This window comes from Bartonella sp. TS82HLJMH, assembly GCF_042193495.1.
GTDB classification, from domain to species: Bacteria; Pseudomonadota; Alphaproteobacteria; order Rhizobiales; family Rhizobiaceae; genus Bartonella; species Bartonella grahamii.
Genome location: NZ_JBHILU010000013.1, coordinates 40,115 through 61,661 on the forward strand (window position 1 = coordinate 40,115; position 21,547 = coordinate 61,661).

Annotated in this window: 10 protein-coding genes and 1 tRNA gene; 5 read left to right on the plus strand and 6 right to left on the minus strand. The window is 37.9% G+C overall.

The annotated features are described in order from the left end of the window. Positions 1-29: 29 nt before the first annotated feature. From ACFIKO_RS07100 to ACFIKO_RS07125, 6 genes are all read right to left on the minus strand, one after another. Positions 30-176 carry a hypothetical protein gene (locus ACFIKO_RS07100; protein ID WP_375620130.1) on the minus strand — a complete coding sequence of 49 codons (147 nt, stop codon included), beginning with the start codon at positions 174-176 and terminating at the stop codon, positions 30-32. 255 nt (positions 177-431) lie between these two features. Continuing rightward, positions 432-1,703 carry an autotransporter outer membrane beta-barrel domain-containing protein gene (locus ACFIKO_RS07105; RefSeq protein WP_404978567.1) on the minus strand — a complete coding sequence of 424 codons (1,272 nt, stop codon included), beginning with the start codon at positions 1,701-1,703 and terminating at the stop codon, positions 432-434. A gap of 75 nt (positions 1,704-1,778) precedes the next feature. Continuing rightward, positions 1,779-3,065 (minus strand): hypothetical protein, encoded by a 1,287-nt coding sequence (locus ACFIKO_RS07110; RefSeq protein ID WP_375673588.1) that lies wholly within the window; start codon positions 3,063-3,065, stop codon positions 1,779-1,781. Between the two features lie 445 nt (positions 3,066-3,510). Next, positions 3,511-6,312 (minus strand): autotransporter outer membrane beta-barrel domain-containing protein, encoded by a 2,802-nt coding sequence (locus tag ACFIKO_RS07115; protein WP_375673589.1) that lies wholly within the window; start codon positions 6,310-6,312, stop codon positions 3,511-3,513. Positions 6,313-7,415: 1,103 nt separating this feature from the next. Continuing rightward, complete coding sequence (locus ACFIKO_RS07120) at positions 7,416-10,547, minus strand: autotransporter outer membrane beta-barrel domain-containing protein (protein ID WP_375673590.1); 3,132 nt, start codon at positions 10,545-10,547, stop codon at positions 7,416-7,418. A 677-nt stretch (positions 10,548-11,224) separates the two neighbouring features. After that, on the minus strand, positions 11,225-17,302 hold the full coding sequence (locus ACFIKO_RS07125; RefSeq protein WP_375673591.1) for an autotransporter outer membrane beta-barrel domain-containing protein: 6,078 nt from the start codon (positions 17,300-17,302) through the stop codon (positions 11,225-11,227). A 198-nt stretch (positions 17,303-17,500) separates the two neighbouring features. Here ACFIKO_RS07125 and ACFIKO_RS07130 point away from each other — a divergent pair, with 198 nt between their 5' ends. From ACFIKO_RS07130 to ACFIKO_RS07150, 5 genes are all read left to right on the plus strand, one after another. Next, positions 17,501-18,451: a siderophore ABC transporter substrate-binding protein gene (locus ACFIKO_RS07130; RefSeq protein WP_375673592.1), complete on the plus strand. Its 951-nt coding sequence runs from the start codon at positions 17,501-17,503 to the stop codon at positions 18,449-18,451. Positions 18,452-18,553: 102 nt separating this feature from the next. Beyond that, entirely contained in the window at positions 18,554-19,510 is a 957-nt protein-coding gene (locus ACFIKO_RS07135) for an ABC transporter permease (protein ID WP_375673593.1), read from the plus strand. Continuing rightward, on the plus strand, positions 19,503-20,453 hold the full coding sequence (locus ACFIKO_RS07140) for an iron chelate uptake ABC transporter family permease subunit (RefSeq protein ID WP_375620137.1): 951 nt from the start codon (positions 19,503-19,505) through the stop codon (positions 20,451-20,453). The genes ACFIKO_RS07135 and ACFIKO_RS07140 overlap by 8 nt, the downstream gene beginning before the upstream one ends. Beyond that, on the plus strand, positions 20,450-21,208 hold the full coding sequence (locus tag ACFIKO_RS07145) for an ABC transporter ATP-binding protein (protein WP_375620138.1): 759 nt from the start codon (positions 20,450-20,452) through the stop codon (positions 21,206-21,208). The genes ACFIKO_RS07140 and ACFIKO_RS07145 overlap by 4 nt, the downstream gene beginning before the upstream one ends. Positions 21,209-21,271: 63 nt before the next feature. Beyond that, positions 21,272-21,345 (plus strand) — tRNA-Gln (locus tag ACFIKO_RS07150). Positions 21,346-21,547 lie beyond the last annotated feature (202 nt).

Below are 21,547 nucleotides of genomic sequence, written 5' to 3' on the forward strand. Positions count from 1 at the left end.
CCAGTTTCTAGAGAAAAATCAAAAGCCCCTCATTGGAATTCATCTCCAAACTGTACACGTTGTTTTCCTCCAAAACTATTGGCAAGATGAAGCTTGCCATTGAAAGAAACAACAATCCCCTCTTCAGAGACAGAAAGCATCTTTCCTAAAGACCCACCAACACGCATCACCCACAAAACAAGTTTTCCATTTCAATATTAAAACCATCAATATCAGACGCCTTATCAAACCGCACATTTTGATAAATAACCTAAACCTGCGGATCAAAAATAACCCCTAACTATAATTGTAATTGTAACAAATATGAGTGTTCAGAATAATCTGAACACATTTAAATTAACGACATGACCTTGGGTCATGAAAAAAAGGCTTATGAAAAAATAGAGAAAGGCAGAAGCGAACTATCCCCTTTATGTCCTGTCATAAATGACTTACCCGCAATTAATGAAGCACTCAAAAGTGTTCCTCTTCAATGTTGTTATCTTGCCTCTTGCTTGCGTGAGAACATCCCTCTTAAATAAACCATAGGAAAAAAGAACATCTATATAAAAGCCTGTATCATGCTGCATGCTGCCATATGCTGTAATAGACCATTTATCAAATGTACTTTTTTGACTTTGTTTAACCTTTCGAGGCTGCAAAGAAAGCTTGCCATAATTTCCCATAATCCCAAAGGATGTCGTACTATATGCACTTTCGATTTTCTTGAGTAAAATACTTGCCTCTAGTGCATTATAATCAAGCTCACCGCCATAATCACCATATTTAAGTGCAGATAAATTTGAAGTATAATGATGATGTCCACCGTAATCGCGCAAAAACAAAGCGGAATTTTCATCAGTTTTCAACAACCGACCAGAAACAGTTCGCAGTACTTTCAACTGCTTGTTTTGATTACTGATATCCATAAATCCAGCATAAAATAAGGTATTTGGCACAAGAATATAAGCCAAAACCTGTGGAACAATGACTCTCACATTTGGTTCAAAATGAGAAGAAGGCTCAAAAACAGATGGCGGAACAGGTGAACCAGATGAAACTGGGGAAACTGGTTTAGATTCAGCAATAGCGGGAACAACAGGTGCAAGAGAGGAAGGAGGATTGGGGATCTCAAGCACAACAACATCAGGTACATTAGGTGTGGTAGTAAGATGAAAGTCCCTATCAGGAGAATCTACAGGAGAAGAAAGACTTGGCTCCTGAGGTTTTTGCTGAGAGTTAGAATCAATAGAACCATCCTCACCTCCAGTAATATTAGGATGAATTTTAGGAAAAGAAGGAATATCGTCAGAAGAAGGAGGGACAACCAAATCAAGAACAGGAAAAACTTTAGTGGAATCGAGAGAAGTAGAATCAACAAATTGACTTTCGAGGCGAAAATCCCAAAATGTTTCAGTATTTTTAAGCACTCTTTGATTGGAATCTGCCGCCCCTAAAGCAGAGCTTGGACCATAACTCTTAAGATGATACTGATAGGGAGAGGCTTCAAGTGTGACATACCCCCCATTTAACTGAAAAGAATCTTCAGCGGCTTTTCCATAAACCTGAATAATGGAAATCCCCTGATCATTACCACCATTTCCCGTCAATGCCCCTGAGCTTCCAGGAACACTATACACATGGACTGTCGTTTTTCCTTCAAGATCACCATTGATTAAAAGCCTATCCGTTTTTTGCTCTTGCAGAGCACCTCCTTTATCCAAATATGCATTAAGATAAAGACGCGCATCGCCTTGTGTACGATAGACAGTCCCTGCCCCTTTTCCGATAAGAAGTGTCTAATAACCATCTGTCGTTTTGGATTTCAGTTCTTCAAAAATAAGAGAACTATCCGTAAGATTGACCGATAAAATGAAGGAATAGTCCCCTAACTTAGAACCAGAAGCATCAAAGTTGTGCAATTTGTCAACTTTTGGTCGCGATAAAATCCACTTTGAACCATTTTTAAACTCTATCTTAGCTGTAGAACTTTCATCAACATGTGCAACTCCTACAAGAGTAGAAGCATCAGCCTCAATCTTTACATTGGAATGCTCAACAGCTTTAAGGAGTGAATCTCCAGAAATTTTTGAATATTGTGAGAGTTTAACAGAAGTTTCGAATTGGCGGCTATAAATAGCCGTACTTTCTGGAGCCATAACGGTTGTCTTTGTCAAATGGACAGACCCTTTTCCAGGTATAATTGTTTTTTTATCATTTAAGACAGCTTCCCAAAAAAAGCGCATGCCATTAAATGCATTCCCTTCCACAAAAATATTGAAATATTTGATATGAGCATCATTATTATCATTCCCCTGCAATACAATGCCATGAGCATTGTTAACATCAACGTTTCCCTTCTGGAAATTAAGAGAGCCTTTCCCCTGAAGCATACTAAAAGCAGAAGCTTCACGATGATTATCTGTATTTATCCCCTGTTTCCCCCTCCCGGTAATAGAAACACCATCTAAATTAATTTCTCCTTCTCCTCCTGTTTGAACACCAATACCATCAGCAAAGTTAATTTTCCCTCCTTTCATATAAATTTTTGCACCATTATAACTCAAAAGACCTATCGCATCAGAAGATGTCTTAATCTCTGTCTTGGTCAAAGCAACAAACGACCCTTTACCAGCAACACTGATCCCTATTCTGGTTGCTTTAATCACCCCATCCTGCATCTCAAAAGCTCCCTCATCATTAACATCAGCCCCTATCGACACATCATTTAACATAGAATAAAATAGAGCAACGCCTCCCCCATTTGAGGACTTTACAGCTGTTGTCCAAGCGCTTGCTCCTGAATGGCCATTTGTATTCGAAACACCGTTAATGATTATAGCCTCTCCCTCAATGACTGCATCTTCCCTTGATGCCTCTATGGCAGCATCAGAGCTTTCACCAATAAGTTGATAAGTTTTCTGGGAAATTTCATGCATTTTACCATTATTACAACGATAAAATGAGGCACTTTCGTTAGATGAATATGGCTTCTTCTCAGCAGGAATCTCACCTGCATCAGCATTGTATACAAAGAAAAAAATAACCGTTGTAAAACGACATAAAGAGAGATGCTTTTTAAGCATAATTTTCTACAAACTTTCTTCCCCTTCTCTAAAAACAAAAAAACACGTATTCTGTTTAATAACTTTGGTTACGCGTGATAATTTAAAATATGTTTTGTATTTTATGTATCCACTAAATGTTTTATGTAAAGCCAGAATCCCAAAATATCACAATTTAAAATTGTATGATTTATAAAAAAACGCGTAAAATATAGATAAAAATAAAAAATCCACCCCAAAGCGGTAATTTCAAGAGAATTTAATAAAAATACACTAAAGGAAGAAAAACAGCATAAGAAGCAAGAACTGCAAACCAGAAAGCCTTATCTCGTTTCTAAAAAGAAACAAACTTGCTCATGCAAAAAACATTTTTTAAAAAAGCTTATTTTAAAAATTGCAAACAAATAATAAAAAACCACAAGCTATGCTTGTGGCTTTTTAAACAACTTACCCCAAGATGATCATTCTAAAAACGATAGCGCAACCCACCAGAAAAACTGATCCCAGAAAAACCACCTTTACTCAACTTATGCTGATAAATCAAATCAGCATGAAGCGCAAATTTTTGAGACAAGTGAGCATTAAGACCTAATCCAGCCTCTAGAGAAGAACCAAAAGCCCCTAACTGGAAAGAATCTTTAAAGCGCACAGTTCTTTCTTTGCCAAAATCATGGGCAAAATGAAACTTGCCATAGAAAGAAACATCACGATCTTTTTCAGACGCAGTCAGGGTCTTCATCAAACGCCCCCCCATACGCACCATCAATTGATCCAGTTTACCCATCTCAATATTAAAATTATCAATATCACGAGCCGCATTAAATTGAAGATGTTGATAAACAACCTGAACCTGTGGATCAAAAACAACACCTTCATATCCTGTGGCAATTTTCTGACCACCCATTAAGGAAACACTTAAAGGGTTACCCTTCAATATTGCAGTCTTACCCCGTGCAGTTGTCAGAACATCTCCCTTAAACAGACCATAGGATAAAAGACCATCAACATAGAATCCTACATCATGCTGCATACTACCATAAACTGTAGCAGTCCATTTATCAAATGTACTTTTTTGGCTTTGTGCAACATCTCGAGGCTGTAGAGAAAGCTTTCCATAAGATCCCATAACCCCAAAGGATATAATACTGTCAACATTTTCAACAGTTTGTAGCAAAACACCTGTCTCTAGCGCATAGTACCCTAGATCCCCTCCATAACCATATTCAAGCGCAGATAAATCTGAAACATAACGATAACTCCCACCATAGCCACGCAAAAATGAAGCAGGATTTTCACGAATTTCCAACATTCCACTAAGATTAGTCCGTACTATCTCCAACTGTTTGTTTTGATTGCTAATATCTACCAAACCTGCATGGAACAAACTATTTGGCAAAAGCAGATAAGTTGGTACCTGAGGAACAACAGATCTTACACCTCGTCGAGACGGAGAAACATTTTCAATTTTAGAAAGACTATCCGCAGAAGACACTGAAACAACATCACCAGAAGACGCTGGAACAACATCCACAGAAGATTCTGGAACAACATCCTCAAAAGAAGCATGTGCAGGAGGTGTACGTTTAGAAACCATAGGAGTACTTTTAGAAACATCAGATGTTTGAACATATTCATTTTCTAAACGAAAATTCCAAAATGCGCCTCCATTCAAAGCAAATCGCTGTTTAACATGCTCCTCCTCTCCAGTAGTACTTGGACCATAAGAACGAAGTACATATTTATAAGGCGCGCCATCCAATGCAACATACTGCCCATTCAGTTGAAAAGAGTCATGCGATGCATCTCCATAAACTTGAATAATTGAAACACTATGCGCTTTTTCGTTTTTTCCTTCTAAACCTCCCGCAACCCCTTGTATGTGTACTATAGTGTTTCCTAAAACATCACCATGAATGAGGAGCCGATCCGTTACTTGATTACCACTTGTATCACTAGGATTTAAACATGCATTCAAATGAATCCAAGCACCACTAAAACCCTGATAAACAGGACCTGTTCCTTTCCCAATATAAAGCGTTTGATATGCATTATCAGTACCGGAATTTGGTTTTTTAAAAGTAATGGAACTATTAGAAAGACTTACCGACGAAATAAATGAAACACCTCCATAATTAGGATCTTGTAATTTTTTATGTCTTGGTTGCAATAAAGCCCACTGTGAATTATTTTTCAATTCAAGGTCAACTGTAGAACTACTATCAACCTGAGTTTGACCAACAAGTACAGAAGCATCAGCAACAACCTTTATAGAAGAGTTACTATCAACCTTCAACAACAAATCTCCAAAAAGCTTTGTTTCCTTTAAAGATATAGAAGACTTTCCAGATTTACTGCTGTAAAGAGCTATGCTATCTGGGACTACAAAACGCGTCTTTTCCAAATTAACGCGCGATGATTTTTTCTCTAACGAACCATCTGATGCTGCCTTACCTTCAAAATGCATACCATAAAATGCATTACCTTTCGCTGTAATATTGGAATCTCCAATATCAATCTGAGGAGCTTTATCTCCCTGCAATAAAAGCCCATGAACATCAATAACATCAACAGACCCTTTCATAAACTGAACATAACCATCTTCAGATATGTGAAAAGCTGCTTGACGACCTACATCCAGCCCTTGATCATCCTTGCCAGTACTCCCCTTGCCGATAATAGAGACACCCTTTAAAATAAAATGTCCTTTTTCTCCTGCTTTAACCCCAACACTCCCTAGGCTAATTTGCGTATTCGTTAAATTAACTTCACTTTGAGATTTTCCCTCTGCAACAGCCCCCACTTTGATTGCATCAATTGATCCACCAGACATTACGATGAAACCACCTTGAGCTTCTACCCCCACTAAAACGCCACTCAAATTAGAATCATTCAGAAAGACGCCCGCCTTTTCTGATGCCTTTACTCCATATTTCCAAAAATTCTTTTCCGAATTATTCTTTTCATCCAAAATCCCCTTAACAGTTATATTCTTGCCACGAATAATTGTATCTTTCTTAGACGCCTCTATGGCTCCATAAACACCATTAATATTTTTATCCGTTAGTGAATAAACTTTATTATTAATTTCATTCTGTTCTCCATCATCACACTGATAAAATGCTGCATTCTGATCACATGAAGACTGCTTTTTTCCAGAGAAACCTTGAGATTCAGCATTGTGAGCAAAAACATCAGCATTATGTGCAAAAAAAAGAAATGCTGTTGTAAAAGTACATAAGGAGAAACGATTTTTAAATAGATTTACCATAACTACACCATGATTATGCCCCATTATAGAGCAATACATAACGTATCAAAATGTTTAACCAGAAAATTTAATACGCTTTGGTTTAAAAACAGGAGGTTTATTAATATTTTTTGTGTTTTATGTAAATATGAAATAAAAAAATATAACTAAATAACGACAGAAAAATCACCTTTAAAGTTGTTATTCAAAAATAGCTTTAATCGGTTGACACGTATTAAAACACCTACTTTAACTGCTGTCTAATCCCCCAGAACGGGTATAATCAACATCCTTACGATAGATATTATTATGTACTTTGAAGAAGTACAAAACATATGCAAAAATTGAAACACAAGAGTTTACATATACCTTTTTAGGCAATCTTCATGGCAAGACAGCCTAATAAAGAGTAGGAACGTGTAAAAATTAGTTCCTATTTTTACTATCTCCTTTTAATTCAACTTGACAACATTCAAAAGCATTCAGAGCCGGATCTTTAAAAAATAAATATTATATATGACTTCATCCTGTTATTTATCGCATTCCTTTTAAGAAAACACATTTTCGAAAAACAATACGTCATTATGTTTCTCATTCATCAGTTTTCTCAGATATCTCTCATTTTTCCCTCCCCATTTCACAACGACAGCAGATATAATATAAAGTTCATCGGATATAGCCCTCATTGCGCTTGAGTATCTTCTTTTCTTTGCCATTTCTAATATTGTAAATCCTCTTCTCTTAACATAATTCCCAAAAATTATATTGACTCTTTTCTTAGACGATTATTTCACTTTCCAAGCTGACATATAATGTGCAAAGGAATGCTTTTTATGGATTCATCATAAAAGCCTTGAAAATATTTCCGCATCCTGAATTAAAAAATATCTTTATCAGTCGGCATATTATAAATAATATAATAATCACTCTGAAATACGCGTTTTTGAAACGATAACGTACAAACTTTTCAAAAAAATGAAAGAAGTCCAACCCAAAAGCACATTAAAGATATGCAAAGTCATACTCTCGTAAAAACGCTATAACACAAAATGAATAGAAAATGAGAAAAAGCCACAAGCATAACTTGTGGCTTTTTCAAAGATTAATCAGAAACAGCAACAAAACTAGAAATGATAACGCAAACCACCAGAGAAACTAGTTCCAGAAAAACCAGCTTTCGTTAGCTTGTGCTGATAAACCAAATCGCCGTAAAGTGCAAATTTTTGAGACAATTGGGCATTAAAACCTAATCCAGTTTCTAACGAAGAACCAAAAGAGCCTAGCTGAAAAGCATCTTTAAAATGCACAAATTGTTTTCCTTCAAAACCGTGAGCAAGATGAAGCTTGCCATAGAAAGAAACAACTTGAGCCTTATCAGTTGCGACCAGCCTCTTTGTTAAACGCCCTCCAACACGCCCTATCCACTGATGAAGCTTTCCCAGCTCAATATCAAAGCCATCCACATCACGCACTTTATTAAATTGAAGATATTGATAAACAACTTGAACTTGCGGATCAAAAACAATGCCATCCTCCTCCCCCACCATAAATGTTTTACCAGCCGTCAATGAAGCACTTAAAGGATTTCCCTTTAATGTTGCCGTCTTGCCACGTGCAGTTGTTAGAACATCACCTTTAAACAAACCGTAAGACACAAGACCATCAACGTAAAAACCCGCATCATGCTGCATACCACCGAATGCCGTAACTGACCATTTGTCAAATGTACTTTTTTGACTCTTCTCAACATTCAAAGGTTGCAAAGAAAATCTCTCGTAGGCCCCGATAATTCCAAAAGAAGTGGAACCATACATATTTTCGATTGCTTTCAGCAAAACACCTGCCTCTATGGCATTATAATCAAGCTCGCCGCCATAACCATATTCAAGCGCGAAAAGATTTGAAGTATAACGATGATTGCCGCCATAACCGCTTACAAAAAAGATAGGATTTTCACGACTTTCTAATAAGCCCCCAGAAGGAATTCGTAAAGCTTCGAATCGCTTATTTTGATTGCTCACATTCATCAAACCAATATGACGTAAGGCATTAGGCAAAAGGAGATAAGTCGGAACCTGCGGAACAACAGCCCTAACTCCCGGCTTAGGATGAGGCCCCGGAGCTGGTGCCGGAGAAGGTTCTGGTCCTGGAATTGGGTCAGGAAAAGGCTTCGGAGCAGGATCTGGTTTAGGTTTAACATCAGGATCTATAGATCTGCTTTCAAGGCGAAAATCCCAAAATTCTCCGTTCCCTTCAACTAATCTTTGATCCATATTTGCTTTTCCTAAATGAGCCCCTGGACCATAACTATAAAGCTTATACTGATAAGGTAATTTATCTAGTGCTACATAACCACCTTCCAACTGAAAAGAATCCTGCTCTGCTTGCCCAGAAACCTGAATGATTGAAATACCTTCATTATTTCCTCCCCTTCCCGTGTATCCTCCTGGACTTCCTGAAACTCCACGCACCTGGAGCTTTGTTTTTCCCGAAATATCACCATGAATTAAAACACGATCTGTCTTTTGATGATCAAGAGCACCACCACTATTCAGATAGCTATTAAGGGAAATAAAGGCACCGTCCCGAGCTCTATAAACTTCACCCTTTCCCTTTCCAATACGAAGGGTTTGATAATCATCAACAGAAGAAGATTCATCTCTTTTAAAATTAATAGAACTCTCACCCATAAGACTAACGAGTGAAATAGAAGAAGCATGTGCATCCTCATGTTGATTTTTTTGCAACGGTTGTTGTAAAATCCATTTAGAACGGCCTCCCAAATAAAGTTCGGCATTAGAATTTTTATCAACGTGTGTGCGACCTTCAAGAGTAGAAGCATCAGCCAAAACTGTTATAGAAGCACCTTCCTCAGCTTTTAATAAAAAATTCCCTGAACGAAGAGTGCTGTGCACCAACCCCACCGCACCAGAAATAATGTTTCTACCATAAAGAGCCGCATCGTCTGAAACAGAAAACTCTGTTTTATCCAAATTAACCACTTCTAATCGTGGTAAAGCTTTTTCTTCCCCTGATGAAATTTCTTCTTTTTTATCCCCACCTTCACTCCATGGCTTCTCTCCCCGCAAATAGATACCATAAGATCCCTTACCCTTTACAGTAACAGAAGAGGATTTCATATTAACTTCAGTCACAGGAATCTCTGAATCAGAATCTTCATTTGATAAATCTTTAACTTCCTGCAGAGGAATAGAATTAACTGTATTTTCTAATAATATGCCATGGACATCCATAGCACGAATAGTGGCCCCCTCTAAATTAACAGTCCTCCCTAAATCCGTATGCACAACCGCATGATCCTTGCCTTTGTCCGCCTTCCCAGTAATTTCAACATTCTCGAGATTTATCTTCCCACCTAACGTGGAAGAAACCCCATGGCTGTTCATAAAATCAACTGATCCACCTGACATCCAAATTTCTGAATGATCATAACTTAAAAGACTTGCATTCCCATTAGAGGTCTTAATTTCTGTATCTTCTAAAAGAACAAACGAGTTCTCTGCTGCATCAACACCCTCATGACTTTCCTCAATCTTTCCATTTTTTACCTCAATCACTCCATTACTCGCACGAAGGGCTATAACTGTATTTTTGATAATCGGATCTTCCAAAACAATCTTACCATTCTCTAATACATGCACCCCCATTAGAAAAGTTTTATCAGCAACTTGACTACTAACCTCTACATTCTTCCCACTAACCTTTGTGCCTATTCCTTTCACCGTTATAGCAGTAGGATCATCAGGATAGTTGGAAGCATTCTCATTTGTAATCCTATAAGATTTATTATCAATTTTAGGCTCCCCACAATTATCACATATATAATACAACCCACTGTAGTAATAAAACCTAGGATTCACACCTCTTCCATCAGAGTCTGCATCTTTAACAGAGTTATCTACATTATTCTTACGCCCACTCTCTCCAATCTCTCCACTAAGCTCACGATAGTCACTCCCCCCACGAATACCCTCATCATTATTGCGAACAGGAATCATATTAGGAGGATAATAATTATCCCCACCCCACCCCCTAAGAGGAGGCTTATACACATTACTTCCACTAAGATGAGGACCAGAAGTAACACGAATACTGTTAATCGGAGTAACAGTTATAACATAAGGTTTACCAACCTCCTCTGCAGCCGCATAAACTTCTATTCCATTTTGGAACAAAGAGAGGATAGCTGTTGTATAAGCACATAAACATACATGATTTCTAAAAACTTTAATCATAGTTCCCTCGAAACTTTTCTTCCCCTCTCATTAAAAATAAAAGCACCTGCAAAACATCCCATTGCACACCTCAAAATACGAAAAGTGTAACAAAAAGAACATGCCTCATGCTCATCTGAACTGTGCAATTAATTATCTCAATAAATTTGGCAGAAGCTCTACGCCAAAACCACCTACAAGAGAACAATTAAAAATTACACTTTATAAGTGTATAATGCATTCTGTATTTCGTGTAAAGAAAAAATAAAATCAGTGCGTGTAATTAATTAAAAACACAACCGAACCTTGTGAACTTTAAAAATTAATCCACAAGGAAATGAATGAAACAATGATTTAAATCAGCAGAAAACAAACTCTCAAAAACGAGCTTTAGAAAACATCAAATATTATATTAGATAATATCAATACAGTACAAAAAAGGATAATGTAACGCATACTGGACTGCTGAACGCTTAAAAAGCCGATAAAAGCGAGGCACTCTATCGTATCAGTAGCAGCATAAATTTTAAGAAAATTCGCTTTAGCGTAGAAAAGTGCCCTCACGTATAAAACACACTATATCTTTTTTTATTCAATCAAGAAGATGGGAAGCTTTTAAGAACAACATAAGTTGTTATAAAGAAAAAAGGCAGCACAATGTGCTGCCTTTTCTAAAAAAGTACATACTGTATCTTATATTAAAACTGATAACGTACTCCTCCAGAAAAACTTATTCCAGAAAAACCAGCTTTATTAAGCTTATGTTGATAGAGAACGTCAGCATGTAAAGAGAACTGTGGCAACAATTTGGCATTAAAGCCTAATCCAGCCTCTAATGAAGAACCGAAAGCCCCTAACTTGAAAGCATCCTTGAAATGCACAGACTGTTTTTCTTCAAAACCATGAGCAAGATAAAGCTTACCATAGAAAGCAACAGCATTCACGCCTTCAGAGCCTGTAGGAGTCTTGGTTAAGCGTCCACCAACACGTACCACCCACTGATCAAGGTTACCCATTTCAATATCAAAATCGTCGATATCACGGGCTTTATTAAACTGGAGATGTTGATACACAACCTGAACCTGCGGATCAAAGACAAACCCCTTATATCCTGTAGCAATTTTCTGACCACCAGATAAGGAAACACTCAAAGGATTACCTTTCAATGTTGCCGTCTTACCCCGTGCAAGAGTGAGAACATCACCTTTGAACAGACCATAGGATAAAAGACCATCGACATAGAAGCCAACATTATGCTGCATGCTACCATATACCGTAGCAGTCCATTTATCAAATGCACTCTTCTGACTGTGCTCCACATTCAAAGGCTGCAGAGAAAGTTTTCCATAAGTTCCCATAACACCAAAGGATATAGCACTGTCGGTATTTTCAATAGTTTGCAGCAGAACACCCGCCTCTACACCATTATAACTAAGATCGCCGTCATAACCATATTCAAGTGCGGACAGATCTGAAGAATAACGATAACTTCCACCATAGCCGCGTAAATATAAAGCAGGATTCTCACGAACCTCTACCATTCCTGTAGAAGTCATCCGCAACGTCTCTAACTGCTTGTTTTGATTACTGATATCCATCAAACCAGCATGGAACACGCTATTAGGCAAGCTGAGATAAGTTGGAACCTGTGGAACAACAGACCTTACAAATTGTTCAGGAAGGGCAGTAGATCTCATAGACTTAACATACTGATTTTCTAGACGGAAGTTCCAAAACTCTCCACCATCCTTAACAAACTTCTGCTGAACATGCTCCTGTTTCGAAGTCGCTTCTGGAGCATAAGCACGAAGAGTGTATTTGTAAGGTGAGTTGCTCAGTGCAACATAATTGCCATCGAGTTGGAAAGAGTCTTTCTTCGCTTGACCATAGACCTGAATAACTGAAACACTATGAGCAATCTTGGCATTCGCTTGACCATCTCCTACATTGCCCGCATCACCTCGTACATGTATTTTTGTTTTTCCAGAAATATCACCATGAATGACAAGCCTATCAGTGACTTGCTGATCACTCGGATCACGAGGATTTAAACGTGCATTGAGATAAATTACAGCATTACCCTGTGCCGCATAAACTGTCCCTTTCCCATTTCCAATATGGAGAGTCTGATATTTTCCTTCAGATTCCGAAGGTGCAAAATCAATAGCACTGTTTAAAAGACTCACAGAAGAAATGCATGAATCCACGCATCCTAAATCTGAAGTCCCCAAATTCCTCTGTGCACTTCTTTTTAGAACCCACTGTGAACTATTAGCCAAGTCTAATTTTGCATAAGAGCTTTTATCAACGCGAACACCGCCTGTAATAACAGAGTTATCAACCGAAACTGATATATTAGAATCATTCTCAGCCTTCAACAACAAGTCACCAGCAAGAGTTGTTTTATTTTCTAATGAAACATAACCACCAGAATTATTACCATAGATGGCTATACCATTTGCAACTTCAAAATCAGTTTTCTTCAATGAAATTGCTCCTGTTATGCCTATAGGTGTTTTCTCCTGTTTGGATACAGCGCTTCGCTCAACACTCCTTGTTTTTCTAACAGAATTCCCATTTGCGACCTGATTCTGTCCATCTGCTGGTCTTTGAGCCGTGCCATCAAAATATATACCATAGGATCCATCTCCTTCCACTCTAACAATAGAAGATTCGATATTAGCGCGATTCATCGAGAGACGAACGTCAGAAGATCTTCTTTGCCTAGAAGAACCCTTCTTAATGTCTCCATCAGCCGCTCTAACCCACAAAGCATTGGCATCAGTCAAAACCTTTCCCCCAGAAAAATCAACAGAAGCATTATCACTCACCAGAAAAGCTGCACGTCCAAACTTTTCTGTACCACCTAATTGCTTGTTTTGTTTTTTCGCAATAATCTCCACTTTATCTAATGTAATATTTCCACCAGATTCCGACCTCACAGCCACTCCCTCTGTAAGAGCAATATTTCCAGAGCTCATGGTTATCTTACCACCATTACTAGCCAAACCAGCTACAGCCAAACCTCCCACAACATTAATTTCTGTATCTCTTAAATCAACAGATGACCCTGAGCCAGCTAAAACACCTACATAATGAACATTGACCGTTCCATCATGCATCTTGATCTTTCCACCTTTTTGCACCTCAAGACCAATCAGAGAAGATTGCACTGCTGTTTTTTGTTCCAAAACAACCTCTGCCCCCTCTTCTGCAAGCACAGCACTTACAGCCCGCAATTGAGTAAGATCAACATTATTTTCATTATCCGAAGAATACGCCCCACTAATGGTAGCATGCTCTAGCTTGACAACTGTATTCTGATTTTTTGCATGCATAGAATGATGTTTCTTATCATTTACCGTTAGTGTAAGATTTTTCATTGTGTGTGACCGACCATCACTACAATAAGAAACTTGCGATCTTCCCACACCGTTTTGCTCCGTATCATTACATTGAAAAGAAACAACAGTCTCTGAAGAAACTGTAGATTCTACGGTGGGTGCAAATGAATTTAGTGGAGCAGGTCCTTTAGATACAGGAACAACAGACGTAACAGCCAAAGGATTTGTACCGTCCACACCATGCCCATCAGATATCCCCGCAACAGAAGTGCTAGGTAGAACGGTAGTTACATAAGAACTATCAGAATCTACTGCACTTTCTACACTATCTACTTCCTTTGTAGAAGAAACTGTAGATTCTACGGTGGGTACAAATGAATTTAGTGGAGCAGGTCCTTTAGATACAGGAACAACAGACGTAACAGTCGAAGGATTTGTACCGTCCACACCATGCACATCAGATGTTCCCAAAACAGAAGTGCCAAGCAGACTATCAGAATCTACTGCACTTTCTACACTATCTATTTCCTTTGTATTTGTAGAAGAAATAGAAGACTCAGATGATAGAGAAGAAGACTCTATAGCTCCAGATGTTTCAGATCCCCCAAGTACAGTAGATGGATTAGCTACTACAAGCCGATCATCCGCAGATGAAGTAGGAGTATTAGAAGACGAAACAAGAGCTGATCTTTTGGAAGAATCTATTACAGATAGACTACCATCTTCACTAACAGCTACCCCAAATTCTTTAAGCTTTTCTACTAAATCATCCGATTCTTCTAGTAAATTCATTTTTTTAAGGCGTTCTTTTAGATGTTCTTTTGAAATCATAATTCCAGACCATCCATTCTCTCCTGCAATATACATTCTTCCTATATGAGTATGTGTATACAATTTAACGTTTCCTGGATTAGCTCCCCCCAATCCCAATATAGAAATCAGCATCGACCTCTTACTAGAATTATCAGATCCAGTAAGAAGAGTGGACACTGTATCTCTGGATGTTTTAGATCCCAATGGAACAGATTCTATATGTGCACCCTCTCTAGATGAAGCAGACGAAGAATTATACATCTCAGACACTTCACCCCTAGTAGAGGTATCTGAAGTTCTTTGAGGAACAGTATATGCATCACCAGAAGATACAATATATGAATTTTCTAAATATGAATTTTCTAAATATAAATTTTCTAAACAAAAATCCCAAAGGTGAGTGGTTTCTGAAACTAATTTATTATCAAAATAATTTGTTCTTGAAGAGATAATTGGACCGTAAGCACGAAGAACATACTTGTAAGGTGAACCGCCTATCGTAACATACTCACCATTCAGCTTAAAAGAATCTTTCCTCGCCTCCCCATAAACCTGAATAATTGAAATACTCTGAGGTTTATAACCTTTAACATTCCGACTTTGTTGCCCCTCACCATCTTGTTTAATTGTATGCACATGCACCTTAGTTTGACCAGAAACATCACCATGAATTAAAAGCCTATCAGATAATTGAGAAGCCACTGATGCATTAGCTGGCACAGATGCACGGAAATAAATATCAGAATTCCCAGAAGCGGTGTAAACTGTGCCTTGCCCATTTCCTATACGAAGCGTTTGATAACTATAATTTTGTTGATCAGCATCATTTTGTAAAGGCAAAAACGAAATAGTAGAATTGTCAAGTTTCACAAATGAAATACATGAATCCCCACAACTCTTATTATCACTCTGTCCAAATCCATTTTTCGTTTTATCACTCTGTCCAAATCCATTTTTCGTTACATGCCACTGCGATCCATTGAACAAAGAAATCTTACCCTGAGAATCTTTTTCAACATATACTCCACCTTTAACTATAGAATCATTAACAAAAACCGACACTTCAGAAGTAGATTTAGCATGTAAGAATATATTACCAGAAACACTCGCGCTATCTATAAGAACAGAGCCTCTCATATTATCACCTAGGATGGCTGTACCATCTGAAACATTAAGAGTAGTGTTTTGCAAAAAAACTAAAGACTCCTTATTTTGTAATTGGTTACTTTTTAATTGGCTCTGTTCTAGATCACCGACTTGATTATCAAAATATATGCCTATAGACCCTTCGCCACTCAAGTTAATAGTTGAAAGTTTTATAGAAGCCTTAATCCTAAAGTCCGCTTCATCGGTTCTTTCTGCATCGGTTCCTGTTCTTGTCTTTTGGTCTAAAATTTTGGGTATAAGATCGTTAGCATAGTCCGAAGAAGCAAGAAACTCGCTACTGGGATCACCTATTTCAATAAGCTTTACTTTTGTACCATTATTTCCTTCATCATTGTTAGAATCTTCTCCATCATTGTCAAAGACCCATAAACCAATAGAATTTGAATGATCAATGTTTCCATTTTTAAAGGAAATAAAACCTGCATCTGTAAATAAAAAGCTAGTCAATGCCTGTACTCCAGAAACAGATCTGCTTCCATTAATTGTTGCAATACTAACATTATCTAGTTGAATAAATCCTCCGCTTTCTGCCGCAACTACAGTTCCACCTGTCGGTAAAATAACCTTCCCAAATTTCATGTCTATTACTGATCCAGTGGTGGCACGCAAACCAGTTTCATAAAGACCCTTTTCTTCCTGTTTAATATCTGAACTCACCTGTTGGCCCGACACTTTAATCTCTGTATTATCCAACATAATAAGTGATTCATCCGCAGCCTCAGCACCCATAACTGCACTATAGATTTTCCCTTTTTCCATAACGACCTTTCCACCATATGAAGTGTAAAGCCCAGTATCAAAATTATGAATCGATGAATATGCCAATTTAACCAGCCCACCTTCTGATGCAAATACAGCGCTCCCATACTCCGGATTTGTAGCCTTCTCAGCTTCTGAACCAGGTTGATTCTTAAGAGATGAAGAATATAATTTAATAGTTGTTACTGATCCTTCAACAACATCATCTTCATCATTAACATCAACCCTTCCCGCTGCTACAGCATTAGCACCCTTCTTATTCACTATAACCGTGCTATACTTGATTACGTGGTCTTTTCCATCATTACAAACAATAGGTGATAAAGGGCGATCATTATAAGTCGCTACATTACATGGATTGGCACCAACGCCACCAGAGACACCGCCAACACCGCCAACGCCAACACCGCCAACGCCAACACCGCCAACACCGCCAACACCGCCAACGCCAACACCGCCATTGTTTGGGGCAGCGACTTGTGGTAAAGCAAGTGCGGGTAATTCTGCTGCTTTAAGCCCAGAAGATTTTGATGAATCTCCCAAAGATGGTATCAGAGATGAAAGTGAAGATATTCCTGGAAGTGGTATTGAAAACCAACTAGCCCCCATAGAAGCATCTACACTTTGTAAAAAGAAAAGAGCACTCGCTGTCAGTGCGTACGAACGTGTACGCTTTTTAAATACATTGATCATATGTCAAACTTTCTAAATAATGTTGCAAAAACACTGGAATTAAGTGAAAATGAGGTAAGTGAACAATTTGTAACATATGTTAGTCAATTTTACAACATGATGTTATTTATCTACACTTCGTTTTGTGCATAAAAATACCAAAGTTAAATTTTTAAGTGCGCAAACCCTTGTAATATTAGATAAAAGGATAAAATCACGATGATAAAATATATGAAATGGATGACTTCTGTTTTACTGGTTGCAACCAGCTTTGCAACACCTTTATGGACACAGACGAGTATTGCAAATACGAGTACTCAAACGAATCTAACAATTAATCATGTTTCAGGCACAACTCCTGTTCCCGCTTCTCCGCAAAAGGTTGTCGTGTTTGATATTGCTTCTCTTGATAATATGAAACGCCTTGGTATCAAAGCGGTTATCGGTATTCCTGAAGGAAAAAAACCATCCTATCTGCAACAATTTGATGATGAAAAATATGAAAAAATTGGTACCCTTTTTGAACCCGATTATGAAAAAATTGCCACTCTTCAACCTGATTTGATTATTATTTCCTCCAGAACTCAAGCAAAATATAACGATTTATCCAAAATCGCTCCAACAATTGATCTAACTGTAGGAAATGAAAACTCTCTTGCAGATATTGAACGGAATGTGTCTATCCTTGGCAAAATTTTTGGCAAAGAAAAAGAAGCTGCAGCAGAAATTGCAAAACTCAATGAAACTTTAGCTGAAGTTCGTAAAAATACTAAAGGAAAAGGCCAAGGTCTTGTACTCATGACCTCTGGTGGAAAAATCAGTGCCTTAGGACCAAAGTCACGTTTTGATATTTTGCATTCCGCTTTTGGAATTGCCCCTGCAACCGATAAACTCACTGTACAAAAACATGGACAGCTCATTTCTCCTGAATTTATTCTTGAGACAAATCCTGATTGGTTGTTGGTGATTGATCGGGATGCCGCAATTGGACGTGAAGGGCAATCTGCAGCACAATTGCTTAACAATGAGCTTGTTCACCGCACAACAGCAAGCAAACAAAATCAAATTATTTATTTGGACTCTTGGAGCTGGTATCGTGCAAGTGGTGGTTTAACGGGACTCATTGAAACCGCTAAGCAAATCAATGAAGCCTTTACAAAGAGCAAATAAGCGTACAAAAGAGCTTGCTTGCTATATAAATAAAATTTAAAAGCAGAGGTTGTTTATTAAGCAGTCTTTGCTTTTTTAGGTTTTGTTAGAAAATGATTTAACGTGAAGAATTACTGGATAACCATAACACTTCTCATTCTCCTGTCTATCCTCAGCATTTTTGTTGGTTATTCTGATGTCAAGCCTTTTGACCTTTTTGCAGCCGATCCCCATGCGTGGCTTATTTTTTGGCAAACACGTCTTCCTCGTACCATTTCAATTCTTTTAGTAGGTGCGTCACTTGCACTTTCAGGTATGATTATGCAACTATTGACACGAAATCGCTTTGTCGAGCCATCAACCGCTGGAACTGTTGAATCTGCTTCTCTTGGCATTCTTTTTATTATGATTTTTTTGCCCGATATTTCTGTTTTAGGAAAAATGGCCATTGCGACACTTTTTGCCATGACAGGCACTTTACTTTTTATGTTTTTATTGCGCCGCATTCCTCTAAAATCTGCTCTCATCGTACCCCTTACAGGGATTATGCTAAGCTATATTATTGGCTCTTTAACCAATGCCATTGCAGATTATGAAATGTTACTTCCCTCTCTTCAAGCTTACTTATTTGGCAGTTTTTCAATGGTTCTTGAAGGAAAATATGAGCTCTTATGGCTATCCCTTCCCCTTTGTATTCTAGCCTATTGTACTGCTGATCGCTTCACGGTTGCAAGTTTGGGAGAAGATCTAACCAATAACCTTGGATTGAATTATCGTATTGTCATGTTTTGGGGTCTTTTTATTGTCGCCTCAATCACTGCTGTTGTTGTCTGTACAATTGGCCGTATTCCTTTTGTTGGACTCATTGTTCCCAACCTTGTGTCAAATTTCATGGGCGATAATATGCGCCGTACTGCTCCTTGGGTGGCCATCAGCGGTGCAGGATTGGTCTTGATTTGTGATCTTGTAGGACGAATAATTCATCCCTCTCTTGAAATTCCCATCAGCACTATGATGGGTGTAATCGGTAGTTTTATTTTTATGATACTGCTATTACGCTGGAGAAAGCGTCTTGGATAGAAGAAGAAAAACAATATGTGTACTAACAACACTTATCATCATAGCATGTACTGTCATTAGTCTTTACATGACGTGGAATATCAATGTTTATACATGGACATTTCGTCTTACAAAACTTTCCTCTCTGCTTCTTATTGCCTATGCAATAAGCGTTTCTACGGTTTTATTTCAAACAATCGTTAATAACCGTCTTCTTACCCCTTCAATTATGGGATTTGATCAGCTTTATATTTTAATAAAGACAGTTCTGATATATTTTGTAGGCTCTCTTTCTTTGCCCTTTTTAAATGAAGAAGGACAACTCATTCTCGAAGCCCTCATTCTTATTCTTTTTTCAATAAGCCTTTTTCGCTGGCTATTTTCAGGAAGCCTAAAAGGACTTCACTTAACGCTTTTAATTGGTGTTGTTTTAGGCGGCTTTTTTTTCAGTTTACGGATGTTTATGCAATTGCAATTAAATCCAGACCAAATGATGAATTTAACGGATATTATGTTTGCAAATTTTAATAAATTTAATACATCACTCATAAGCTTTGCCACAATCATTGTCTTCATTGTGAGTCTGATTGGATGGCATTCCCGTCATCTTCTTGATATTTTGGCTTTGGGACGTGATAACGCTCTTAATCTTGGCGTTAATTACCACAAAAGTGCAACAGCTGTCCTTATTTTTGTTTCCATTCTCGTTTCCATTTCTACCGCATTGGTAGGCCCCGTCACCTTTTTTGGACTGTTAGTTGCCAACCTTTCCTATGAAATTTCTCCTCAAGCAAAACACAGTGTTGTTGTGCCGATTGCAATATTATTAGCAATTATTTGTTTGGTGGGGGGACAATTTATTTTAGAGCAAATTTTTCACATGGCAGGACGTTTAAGTTTTATCATTGAGTTTTGTGGGGGTATTGTTTTCTTAATGCTACTAATGAAGGGAAAACTGAAATGATTGAGATCAATCATCTTTCCAAGGCTTACGGAGCACGATTGATTATCGATAATTTATGCCTTCATCTTCCCAAAGGGGGAATTATTTCTCTCATTGGGCCAAATGGTTCGGGAAAATCAACTCTTTTAATGCTGATAAGACGTCTTTTGCCACACCATAATGGTACAATTCATATCGACGGCTTTGATATTGATAAAATGCCCCACGACATTTTGGCTCAAAAACTCTCAATTCTGCGTCAAGATAATCCTTTATCCTTCCGTTTAACCGTGTACGATTTAGTAAGTTTCGGACGCTATCCTTATTCAAAAGGCTGGTATACACATGAAGATAAACAATTTATCGACAGTGCTCTACGCTATCTCGGCTTACAAGATTTAAAAGACCGTTTTTTAGATGAGCTTTCTGGCGGTCAGCGTCAACGCGCTTTTATAGCCATGGTTATCTGCCAAGATACTGATTATCTTCTCTTAGATGAACCATTAAACAATCTGGATATGAAACATGCCGTTTCTATGATGAAGCAATTACGCCGCACAGCTGATGAACTGAAAAAAACCATTCTTATTGTTATGCACGATATTAATTTTGCCTCATCTTATTCAGATATGATTGTTGCACTGAAAAATGGAAAAGCAGCCTATTGTGGAACTCCCAAAGAAATTATGCAACCAGAAGTTCTTAAAGACATTTATGATGTTGATATTCAAATCAAAACAATCAATGACATTCCTATCGCCCTTTATTATCGATAATCTAAAGATTTTTTGCGCTTGCCTACACTGTAGAATCTGCTAGAGATGGTAAAATTGGCTTATTGGGGAATAGTTTAATGGTAGAACAGCGGACTCTGACTCCGTCAATCTTGGTTCGAATCCAAGTTCCCCAGCCAGTATAGCTGTATGTATGTAGCTTGTCAGCGTGTATGTAGCTGTAGCTTGTCAGCGGGTTTTGTATATTTTGCCACTAGGTTTTGTACCAATTTATTTTTTCTCAAAGAGTTTTTAAGGTGTTCTCAAAGGGTATTTAAAGCTCCCTTTAACGTATTTTTCTGCTCCTATTTTTCCAAATCACTAAAGCGTGTAAAATCGGAT